This is a genomic window from Candidatus Babeliales bacterium (genome assembly GCA_035288105.1).
Lineage (GTDB): Bacteria > Babelota > Babeliae > Babelales > Vermiphilaceae > SOIL31.
The window spans coordinates 1-11,150 of the sequence record DATEAY010000007.1 but is presented as its reverse complement, the minus strand read 5'-3'; the positions used below and the strand labels follow the sequence as shown (position 1 = coordinate 11,150).

Annotated in this window: 9 protein-coding genes; 2 read left to right on the top strand and 7 right to left on the bottom strand. The window is 36.2% G+C overall.

All coding sequences use genetic code 11. From position 1 onward, the window contains the following. Positions 1-254: 254 nt before the first annotated feature. Positions 255-1,610 carry a magnesium transporter gene (mgtE, locus tag VJJ26_00360; protein ID HLC06612.1) on the bottom strand — a complete coding sequence of 452 codons (1,356 nt, stop codon included), beginning with the start codon at positions 1,608-1,610 and terminating at the stop codon, positions 255-257. Between the two features lie 188 nt (positions 1,611-1,798). Here mgtE and VJJ26_00355 point away from each other — a divergent pair, with 188 nt between their 5' ends. Beyond that, positions 1,799-2,791, top strand: a complete 993-nt coding sequence (locus VJJ26_00355) for an RluA family pseudouridine synthase (GenBank protein ID HLC06611.1) — start codon at positions 1,799-1,801, stop codon at positions 2,789-2,791. A 265-nt stretch (positions 2,792-3,056) separates the two neighbouring features. Here the strand turns inward: VJJ26_00355 and VJJ26_00350 are convergent, their stop codons facing one another. After that, the gene (locus VJJ26_00350; GenBank protein HLC06610.1) at positions 3,057-3,845 is read right to left on the bottom strand and encodes a phospholipase D-like domain-containing protein; all 789 of its coding nucleotides are present in this window, start codon (positions 3,843-3,845) and stop codon (positions 3,057-3,059) included. A 27-nt stretch (positions 3,846-3,872) separates the two neighbouring features. Further along, entirely contained in the window at positions 3,873-4,445 is a 573-nt protein-coding gene (locus tag VJJ26_00345) for a hypothetical protein (GenBank protein HLC06609.1), read from the bottom strand. A 203-nt stretch (positions 4,446-4,648) separates the two neighbouring features. Between VJJ26_00345 and VJJ26_00340 the strand changes: the two genes are divergently transcribed. Then, the gene (locus VJJ26_00340) at positions 4,649-5,359 is read left to right on the top strand and encodes a class I SAM-dependent methyltransferase (protein ID HLC06608.1); all 711 of its coding nucleotides are present in this window, start codon (positions 4,649-4,651) and stop codon (positions 5,357-5,359) included. 22 nt (positions 5,360-5,381) lie between these two features. On the opposite strand, the gene VJJ26_00335 is transcribed toward VJJ26_00340, so the two are convergent. The 4 genes from VJJ26_00335 to VJJ26_00320 form a co-directional block, all read right to left on the bottom strand. After that, positions 5,382-8,087, bottom strand: coding sequence for a translocation/assembly module TamB domain-containing protein (locus VJJ26_00335; GenBank protein ID HLC06607.1), 2,706 nt, complete (start codon positions 8,085-8,087; stop codon positions 5,382-5,384). 251 nt (positions 8,088-8,338) lie between these two features. Further along, on the bottom strand, positions 8,339-8,845 hold the full coding sequence (locus VJJ26_00330; protein ID HLC06606.1) for a type II secretion system protein: 507 nt from the start codon (positions 8,843-8,845) through the stop codon (positions 8,339-8,341). A gap of 66 nt (positions 8,846-8,911) precedes the next feature. After that, on the bottom strand, positions 8,912-9,904 hold the full coding sequence (locus VJJ26_00325) for a hypothetical protein (GenBank protein HLC06605.1): 993 nt from the start codon (positions 9,902-9,904) through the stop codon (positions 8,912-8,914). Positions 9,905-10,093: 189 nt separating this feature from the next. Next, the coding region (locus tag VJJ26_00320; GenBank protein ID HLC06604.1) for a GspE/PulE family protein at positions 10,094-11,150 on the bottom strand (1,057 nt) is incomplete at its 5' end.

Below are 11,150 nucleotides of genomic sequence, written 5' to 3'. Positions count from 1 at the left end.
ACGACCCACAGCTTAAAAGGCTGTTGCTCTACCGACTGAGCTAGCGCCCCACTAAATTTCAATCCAATTTCAATTACAGTACGAATCATCAATGTAGCCTGATTCATACTACCCATAAGAGCCATCGATGATTCTTTACTGGGGTCCCCGTTCGAAGTAAAACGTAGAACGGGGATGAATTAATTCACTATTAGAAGGTATATTTATAAAGTTATTTTGTCAAGGAAAATAAGCAATTTGATTACATTAGATACTTAGAAAAGTAGGATCTTAATACTAGTACAGTAAATTAAAATTCCAACAACATCCATGATGGTTGCCAAGAAAGGTCCTGCCGAAAATGCTGGATCTATGTTAAAGCGTTTTAATATAAATGGCATTGCACTACCAAGTGTAACAGAAACTAAAACAATTATAGCAAGCGTAAAACTTACTACCACACTCTCCCACAACACTTTACTCGTTAAGTAAACACGTGTAAACGCCGTTAAACCAAGAATAACAGATAAACATGTTGCCATCATAAATTCACGCCGTAAAAATGATTTCATTGTGCTCTGATCAAATTCACCGGAAGCCATTCCACAAATTGCAACAGCCGATGTTTGATTACTCGTATTTCCGCCAACACTGGTCAACATAGGAACGAACAACAACAACATTTCTGTTAACGTTGCTTCGTACATACGCATGATGGTTGTCGAAACAGAACCGACCAACAATAATATGACTAAAATGTAACTACGCTCATATAAAGATTGAAAAAAAGATGTTTCAAAATAAGGACGTTTGAGAGGAGACATGGCTGCCATTTTTTGAACGTCTTCAGTTGCTTCTTCAACCAAAACATCTACCAATGTATCACCGGAAATAACACCAAGAAATATATCATCATTTCCAATTACTGGCACCGTTGTAACACCATAGTGAACCATTTCTTTTGCAATCGTTTCACGATCTTCATGCGCATTGGCAACAAGTTCATTTTTATGCATAAAAGAAGAAATACGAACATTTGGTTTGTTAAAGATTAAATCTTCTAAATACACAAAACCAACCAAACGATGATCTTTGTTCACTATAAAAATCAACTGATGTACTTCTTTGCTTGGTCTTAACCGTTGCATCAGTTGAATGCTTTTTTCAACAGTAAAATCTTCCATCAAAGTAAGCACATCTGTGCGCATCACCCCGGCAGCTGATTCTGGCTCAAATTTAAGCATCTTAATAATTTTTTCACGCACACGCTTATTCAAAGATTCAAGATACCGCTTTAGTTCTTCATCGGAGAAAATATCAAACAAATCGGTTAAATCATCAGTTGAAAGAGTCTGGAAAGCATCAGCCTGATCCTGATCATCCATAAATGAAAGAACGTAGACTTTTAATTTATCTTGTAGTTCATGAAATAGGTCAAGTTGAATTGGCCTCGGAAGAGCTTTATATAGCGCCTTGATGTGTTCTCTACTCAAACTTTTAAACATCTGCGCAATATCAACAGGATGCGTTTTAAGCAATTCGTGCCATAATCGCATACCATCAGGGCCTTTTTGCGAAATTACTTCATCAATGTTATTCTGAATCCCGTAGAGCAAATCTTTTACATCCATGGCTTTTCTCCTAAACTCTTGCAGTGGACCCTTACCATTCGACAACTACCAATCTTTCTCAGTCTAGACGCTGTTTTAAACAGATGCAACTACAATTGCCATTTGACTTTAAGACTATTATAGATAACACTTAAAATAAAGATTTAATTCACTATTTTTTATAAATAGCAACAAAAAAAGAGTCTTGTATGGTTAAGCATGGTCCCATTGAAGCAGGAACTACATTCTCGTTTATTGTACCAGAAAATAGCAAGTCTTGTCGCATAGATCGTTATATAGCACAATTGTTCCCTGATTATTCACGTAGTTATTTTCAACGTATTATCGATGCAGACGGCATTACTATCAACGGTATAACCGCAAAAAAATCAAGCTCACCGGTCTATTCTTCCGATACCGTGACCATACAATTTCCCACTCAACGCATTGTAGAGCCCCACCACATTATCGATAGAACGAGCGGAATTGAAATAATTGCTGAAAACTCGCATTTTATGATCATACATAAACCAGCAAACTTATTGGTTCATGCTCCCTCAAGTGCCAGTAATGCAATCACCGTAGTTGATTGGATACGCCACCACCATGGAGACATTTCAGCAATTGGTGCCGCTGATCGACCTGGCATCATCCATCGTCTTGATAGGGAAACCTCTGGCATTTTGATTATCACCAAAACAAATTTTGCTCACAATGCCATTGGAGCACTTTTCAGAAACAGAAATATTCATAAAACCTATAAAACCATTGTTACAGGTCATCCACCTAAAGAAGGCACCATAACTCTTGCTATAGGCCGTGATCCAGTTAATCGCATAAAAATGGCAGCGTTTGATGAAGACACAATAGATGAAACGGGAAAAATAGGATCTACAAAAGTACGCCATGCAAAAACAGAGTATAAAGTTTTAGAATATTTCGAAAATGCAGCACTTGTAGAAGTCAAACCTACAACAGGCCGCACCCATCAAATTCGTGTGCACATGACTGCAATTGGTCATCCCATTATTGGCGACCAGCTCTATGGAAAAAAATCACCACACATTGATCGCCAAGCACTTCATGCAGAAAGTTTATCATTCGTCTTTGATGGAAAAGATTATTCTTTCACTGCCAAAATTCCTGATGACTTCCAACAACTTCTCAATCATGTACGCACGTGCGCAACACCCACAAAATAATTGTAAAATTTCATTACTTTTTGCTCTTGCATTTTTTTTTAACCCGCAGTACTATTGAAGCGAGCTAAGAAGGAATTGTAGTAATGAAGCCCCTTCTTGTATTTCCCTGATAAAGTTTCTGTTCAGGTTTGTGTAAACATAAGTTATTTTTTGTAGCAAAATAATTCAGTTACGTTTTGTACTCTTGTATGATGTAATTAAAAAAAGAGAGTGAATTTATTTCACTCCTTTTTTTTTTTATGATTATCAAGTTTTACTGTAAAATTTACTCCATAGCAGCAATCTTATTATCAACCAACACAGTAGGCTTACACGCAACACAATATGTTTTAAGGTATTTGAAGTCTCGACGATGTTCTTTTACTAGTTGTGGGCATCTGAAAACAGTCACGCTTTCTATATTCTCACCATCTTGTGCAGACTTCGTTAAATTTGCCGATCCATTTATTAACACATCATCAACAATAATCCACTTAAGATGCATCAATTGTTCATATCCATTCTTTTTCTTATAATTCGGTCTTAACAAGGGATCATAACGCCACACCGAAACACCATTATCAATAAGCATTTGTGCCTTGCTGTATACTTGCTTCATATTACCAGCATCCAGAATAACGCATACATCAATACCTTTTTTGTGAGCAGCTATTAATTGATTTGCAATACGAGCATCAGTCAAAGAAAAAGCAGCAACGCTAATCTTTTTTTGTGCTTTTTCAAGTAGAGATAAAACAACTGATGAGATATCATGCCTCATAGTACAAAATGATTGCGTAAGACGTGCTTCATCGACAAGATGTACGCTACTACCATCGATAATCGGCAGTCTTTTATCAATAGTAAATTGTTGCTTTTTTTTCGGCTCTTCAGACAATTGCACTTGTGGATTTTTATATCCAGCAATAAAATGTGTTGTTCCAAAATTACGTGATGTATTCAAACAAAGTTGTGTACTTTTTGGCGTAACTTTGTTTACTGATCGCACCGCATGATACATACCAAACGTATTTTCTGAAAAAAATAATATCAATGTGCACAATAATCGCTTCATACTATCTCCTGTAAAAAATCAGCTATTTTAACCTCGTGCACCAAGAATAAGTATTTTTCGCAATTGACGAGCATCATCTTTTCTGTGCTGTTTTCTTGCTATTCTTTGCATTTTTAATTTTAACATACTATCAAAATTTTCATTTTTAATCTCGCGTATCATCCTACTACAATGTCTTCCCTGACTCAATGCACACACGATGTGAGATAATTCGTAGAAATTGTTTACGTCTTTTATAGAAATTCCATGAATATCAAAAACCTTTATCGTTTCTTCACGTATTTTACTCTGCAAATATGTTTCTAACATTTCTGGAATTGGATTTTCAGTATTCTGATCGAATTGGAAAGTGATACACGCATCAGATAATACATTTCGTATTTTGCGAATCTCTTGGCAATTTTTAAACCATATAGGATTCATTATATCTTCTTGAGCAGCTATCGATGTTCGCGCCTGTGCAAATATACTATCAACAATGTTGTAACTTTCTTTTGCCATCTCTTCAACACGCTCATCGCGTTCTTGAGGAAGTTGATCCGCACATATGGTTCTTGAAAAACATATGGCTATAAAAATCAATAGTTTTCTATGTTTCATACATCATCCTTTTTTGTCACTCCTGTTCATAAACGACAGGATTATAATGCATTATGCATATTGATTGCAAGCGTGCATAAAAAATTCATATCACTACCAAAAACTTTCAGTAGTGATATGAATAAAAAACTAATTGATTCTCACTTATAGTTTATATACACTAACCATAAAAAAAGATCTCAAAAAAATGAAAAGGTGCGAGTATGACAATCAAAAATGCAACATTCTATCTAGCCCTACTATGTTCAAGTATCTCCTATTCTGCGGTCAATGACACTACATCATCAAACAAACGCGTTCTCGATCCGGTCGAAGAAATATTCACCTATATCTATGAAAAAAATTGCTGGCTATCACAAGAAAGTGTTTCCGGTCCAGGATCCGAACTTAAAGTTACACAAAATATGCGCCAAGCGCTCAGTACGCTCCTTCAACGATTTGGGATCGCTTCAATAGCAGATGCACCATGCGGTGATCTTAATTGGATGAGGTATGTGGATATTGGAACATGCAGGTACATTGGTATCGATATTGTTCAGGAATTAATTGAAAACAATGCAAGAATCTTTGGGGCAACAAGAGAATTTAGACACCTCAATCTTATCGAGGATATAATTGAAAAAGTAGATCTTATTATATGCCGAGATATGCTCGCTCATCTGACTGACGAACAAATTTTTAAAGTCCTGAGAAACTTTAAGCAAAGTGGATCGAAATATATTCTTATGACCACTAATCTTACATCAGAAGGCAACGTCTATATCGCAAGAACGGGTGACTGGCGAAAGCTTAATCTTGAACTACCACCATTTAATTTCCCTAGACCTCTCGCTTTAATCCAAGAAGATGTGCCATTTGAATGGGAACGCGGTAAGCATTTAGCGTTATGGTTTTTGGAAGATCTCAATGTTTGATATGGTGCTATGAATAGAAGTACTAGAATTTCCAGCGCATTTCAACCTCACCACCCAAATCACGCCTCTCATCACGAATAGCACGCAGCGTTATATCATCAGAAAAGAGAAATTCTAATTCAAATTTGGTATCTTCGGTCAAACTAAAATTCTTTTGAATCACCGCACGCCACCGATCATCAACAGTAATTTCTAATGCTCCGCGTAATCCACCACGCCCTGTTTGATCAGTAAAACTTGGTACTAAATTAATATTCAACGTTCCCAACAATGGTTTAAAATATTTATCAAAAAAAGATAACTGATTGTTACTAAAAATAAGACTTTTTAAATTTTGAACAATCAACGCGGGCATCATGCTATTCAACGAATTCTCTTCTGCACCTACCAGCAATAATCCAACTATTTGTTCTTCGGTCAGTGGTGGTGTTGCATCAAGTACAATGTGATGTGTTAATAAAGATCCTTCAACTTGCAATGAAACATCATATTTTTTTATCTTGTTACGCGCAATAAGTTCAATCATAGGATCGAACAACTGCTCTGGTGTAAAGGTAATGATGCCCTTAGAAATATAAAGCGGCTTGTAAGGAAAATTGAGCGTTCCTGAATGTAAAACAATCGAACCAGTAACTGAAGGCTCATGTCTCTCTTTTTTTACTCGTAAATTGACGTGCGCGTTTGTTTGGAAAAATCCTGTATCAACACGAATCGGAGATTTTGTTTCAATAGCAAGGTCACAATAGAGTGGTACATCTGGCAAGGAAAATACTGAATGTGTATACGATAAAAGTTGTTTTTGAATGATGCCAGAAAAAAGATTTTCCTTCAGCTGAGCTTTATCAATAATGATATGCCCACTCACACTCGCAGGTGATGTTAAAGATTTTGCAAAAAGAAGATTGCCAGAAACGATTGCAAAAAGATCTTTTTTAACATTGAGTAAACAACGATCTACAATCAATGGCGCATGAGTAAACACTAGCGCACCATTATCATCAAAGTAACTCGTTGCACGCAAACAACTTATTTTTCCTGTATGCAAAGATATAGTAACATCTTCCAACACTGCTGATTTTTGAGTTACATTGCAAACACAATGCGCATGTAAGCCATCAATAAAATTATATGTCTGTGGCAACCTGATTGTTGCATCCTTTAGTGTAAAATCTACAACAATTTCCGGTAATGCAAACTTTGCAACAACATCTAAATTTCCTTCTCCCTGAACATCATAATGTAACATTGTATTGATCATTGAACGAACAAAAGGAAAAGATATTGAACCACATACTTCTTTTGTATCATCGGTTGCTTGCAATGTGATCAAATCTTTATGTTCTTTGTCTTTGTACGAGCAATGCTTAACTACAATTTCAGGGTACAAAGCTGCATCAATTGCAAATTCATGTGCATCGATTAGCCCGCACGCAGCAAGCACGCCCTCTATCACAGAAAAAGAACCTTTTGTACTATGCGTTGCAGCACTCAAAATATTTGTTGCAGTTGCTTGATAGTTACCTTGTATTTTATCATCTTGCGCCGTTACATGCACAAAAAAATTGTTGTGTTTAATGCGCCAATACGTAAACGCTTTTGCTGCAAAATCGGTAACATTTTTAATAGACAACTCTCCTTTGCGGTCCGATTCATGCCAATAACCAGTTCCTTTACATTCCTGATTATAACGACTTATTAGCAATCGCATTTTCCAATCATCATCGTGCCGTTCAAAAATAAATTTTCCCATATCGCATACATGATGCTGATTAAGTTTTACATCTTCAACTACCAACAATCCATCAATTGTATGTGACTCATCTCTACTTACCTTCACCGAAAAGTGTGCTGCGCCATTAATCACCTGATCAGCTAAAGAATTACGCGCACATTTGACTGCATACGATAAAGGAAAACGGCCATTCATACGCAATTCACGCTCAGTAATAATAATGGGATCTATCATCAAAGAATTATACGCATTGTGTATTGAGAATCTTCCTCGATTAGATTTCCATCCACCCGTTAAATAACATCCTCCTTGATTACCCAAATGCGATAATACAAATGTCCCCGCAACCTGCATACCTAAATCAAATGTATCACCAATGTATTCGCTGATAAGCGACAAATCTACTGCAACTTTTTCAACATATTTATTTTTTTCATACGTAAGTTGACCATCTCCAATCGACATGGTTGTTTTTATCTGGTTGCCTATTCTTAATGAAGAACTGTTAAAAAAAAGAGATACTTCATTTTTTCCCGTTCCATCATCTGCGTATAAACAACCATTTTTAAAAACAACCGATTTTAACTCACTAGAAAATGGTAAAAAAGACTGCTGCATCATGGCGATCATGTGCGGCTCAATCGCAAGACAAGAATTTTCAACACGCGATCTACACTCAAATCCATCCATAATAACGTGCTGATCCAATGTACCTTTAAATAATAACTGTAACCAAGAACACGTCACTTCACACTTTTTGCATCGCCACAACCAAAGATCAGAATCTGATGAAACCATCTCAACATCGTGCAACGTTATTGATGGTGAAAAAAAATTTACCGCTTGCACAGAACACGAAAAATTACCACCCAGCGATTCTTTCGACATTTTTTGGAATAATGACACAATTTTTTTATGCGTCCATGAATCATATTGTGCAAAAAAAATGGTGCCAAAGATACCCAGTATTATTGCGAAGATTATTTTTTTTAACATGCAATCACTTAGCTAACTCGTTATAAAAAAATCAGCTCTTTCTCTTTTGTTAAGTATTTTCCTCGCGCTCATCCTGAACTTGTTGAAGGATCAAGCGTTCTTAAATTTTCAATTTTTTATTATATACATAAAAATGATCTTACATTTAAAAGATTTCTATTATGTGCGCTCTGATCCTTCAACAAGTTCAGGATGAGCGCGGGACGCCCTGGCGCAGAGTAACGGAGCTGGAGATCAAAGGAAACGAACCCTTATTTCTCACCTAACAGCTTCCATCTACCATCATACCGATAGAGACGTAAATAGGAAACCTGAGAAACAGCATTACTCAGTGCGTACATATATTGTTTCTTTTTATCAACAAGATACACAGTACCAGAAGAAATAATGCCAGTCGGATAAAAATGAACTGCTGAATCGGGAAAAGTAGTTGCCTTTTCAATTCTGTGTGATGGAGATCCAGGTGGACCAAGTACATTTGGCAAAAAACCAAAAGAAATTCGTTGTGATAAAACTTCACGAATCTTATCACAACGATATTCATTTTTTTGCATATCGAAGGTTAATACCAATTCCGTGTCGGTAGCAATTGCTTTCTGTTGTAAATATGAACACACCGTTGCAAGTTTATCTACTTCTGCATGAATAATCGTAGAATCTAAAAATGAAAGTTGCATCATGCCTAACGTTGCGACTAAGGCAAACAAACAGACAACAACCATCGCTTCAATAAGTGTAAATCCATTTTTACAACGCACGTTTACAACTTTGCTTTTTGATCCACAAATGTCACTCAATTTTTTTTAACAATACAACAACATACCTCAATCACAATCAAACCAACAATCGTCATAATCTGTTACAGTACCATCCGCACATCGACAAGCATTTTTTATGATTGATTCTGCAGCAACTCCTGCTTTTATTGCATTCACATCCACAATTTGATCAGGCTTGCCTTCATTGATTTTTGCCAATCGTCCACGAATTGCATGCTGAAATAAACAAATTACATTTTTATCTTCATATTTCTTGAGTGTTGAGGACATAAGCAGTGCTTGCAATTGCTCTTGATTTCGACTATTCAAAAAAGCTTTCTGTAACACATGTAACACAAATGGCACACTATCTTTCAATCTAAAAGAATCACGATAATCCTGCTCTGTTTTGAATTGTATGTACTTTTGTAAAGAAGCTGGCAGATCAGGAAATATATGTTGTGAATTGAAAAAATCATCAATATTAGAACCTACTATGCACGGCCTAAAACAATGGCTACTCATGTGCGAATCATATCTTCTTATTTTTTCCCCAATCAATCTTTCCATAAGACTATCAAAGCGATAATTTTCTTCTCTCACTGCATCAATTAATGGTCTATTTAATTGAACAGAAACATGCGAACATATTTCAGCAAGATCTTTGATCGCATCTTTAATGTCAACATACCCTGCTCCTCCCAGTCCAAAAAAGGTAATCACTTGCCTTTTAAAAGACCATTGATCACCAGTACCTATATACTGTGCATCTATCTGATTACTAATTATTCTTGCATGCATCCTTCTTATTGATAATTCTCTTGCAGCAGCTTTGTTCAAAAAATCTATTTCAGATGTGTGATAACCTTTGACTATATCCTGTTTTTTTGGAGATGCGTTTGCCGACATTTGAAAAATAAACGGCTCTGATCGACCCCTGGGATGATTGGATAAAGAAACAATTGTACCATTTCCCCGTACCAAAGCTTCATCCATAGTGAATGAGAGCGAACTAAATAGCATTATGGAAGATAAAGAAACCACTTTTACTTGCAACACAGAAATGTACCTTTCTTATGACAGAATATTATTGTATTTAAAACTGTATAATTTCTATCATAAATTCATAAAAAAGTCTTGTTACTCTTTCAGTTTTTCTATTTCATTTTTGGTTAATATAAGAAGATTTGTAAAGCTCTCACAATATTACGTATATTATGAGAGCCTGATAAATGTTTTTAAGTCTGTTTATTCGTCAATTGACTCTTGTTCTATTGTTGCAACAGCAAGAACTTCTTCAATAGTTGTCAGACCATCTTTAATTCTACGCAAACCATCTTTAATCAATGGAATCATCCCATCTTTGAGTGCCTGTTCGCGAATTATACCCGTTTCAGAGCGTTCCATAGTTAATTTTGCAATTGTCTGCGTCATTTCCATGATTTCAAAAATTGCAACACGACCGCGATATCCAGTTTGATTACATTCATCACAACCAACCGGTTCGTAAAATTTAATTTCTTTCGCTTCTTTAGCAGACACACCAATACGTTCAAGCAATTCTATATTTGGATGAAATTCTTTTTTGCAATGTGGACATAATTTACGTACTAATCGCTGTGCAACAACCATCACCACTGATGATGCAATTAAAAACGGCTCAACACCCATATCAATTAATCGCGTAATTGAAGCAGGAGCACTATTTGTATGCAACGTACTGAGCACAAGATGTCCGGTTAGCGCCGCTTGCACTGCAATTTGCGCTGTCTCTTGGTCACGCGTTTCCCCGATCATAACAATATCAGGATCTTGTCGTAAAATTGAACGCAGTGCAGCTGCAAATGTAAGTCCAACTTTTTCTCTGACCCCAACTTGCCCAACTCCTGTCATTTGATATTCAATAGGATCTTCTACTGTTACAATATTAACTTCAGGACGGTTAAGTTGATTTAAAATAGAATACAACGTGCTCGTTTTACCAGAACCTGTCGGACCTGTAACATAAATAATGCCATTGGGGCGACTAATATTCTTTTCAATAACTTTATAATCACGGTCACTAAATCCAATATCTTTTAATCCGGTGAATGTTCGTGATTTATCAAGCAAACGCATTACTATACGCTCACCAAATGCTACTGGTAACACCGAAACACGAATATCGTATGGTTTGTCACCAACTTTAATTGCAATTCTTCCATCTTGCGGGATACGCTTTTCCGCAATATCAAGATGTGCCATAATTTTAATACGAGAAATAAGTGCACCCTGAATACGCTTAGGTGGATTCATAACACTATAC

What these genes read in the sequence shown, in the direction of transcription:
- mgtE (HLC06612.1), bottom strand. Translation starts at nt 1,610, where the DNA reads ATGGATGTAAAAGATTTGCTCTACGGGATTCAGAATAACATTGATGAA.
- VJJ26_00355 (HLC06611.1), top strand. Translation starts at nt 1,799, where the DNA reads ATGGTTAAGCATGGTCCCATTGAAGCAGGAACTACATTCTCGTTTATT.
- VJJ26_00350 (HLC06610.1), bottom strand. Translation starts at nt 3,845, where the DNA reads ATGAAGCGATTATTGTGCACATTGATATTATTTTTTTCAGAAAATACG.
- VJJ26_00345 (HLC06609.1), bottom strand. Translation starts at nt 4,445, where the DNA reads ATGAAACATAGAAAACTATTGATTTTTATAGCCATATGTTTTTCAAGA.
- VJJ26_00340 (HLC06608.1), top strand. Translation starts at nt 4,649, where the DNA reads ATGACAATCAAAAATGCAACATTCTATCTAGCCCTACTATGTTCAAGT.
- VJJ26_00335 (HLC06607.1), bottom strand. Translation starts at nt 8,087, where the DNA reads ATGTTAAAAAAAATAATCTTCGCAATAATACTGGGTATCTTTGGCACC.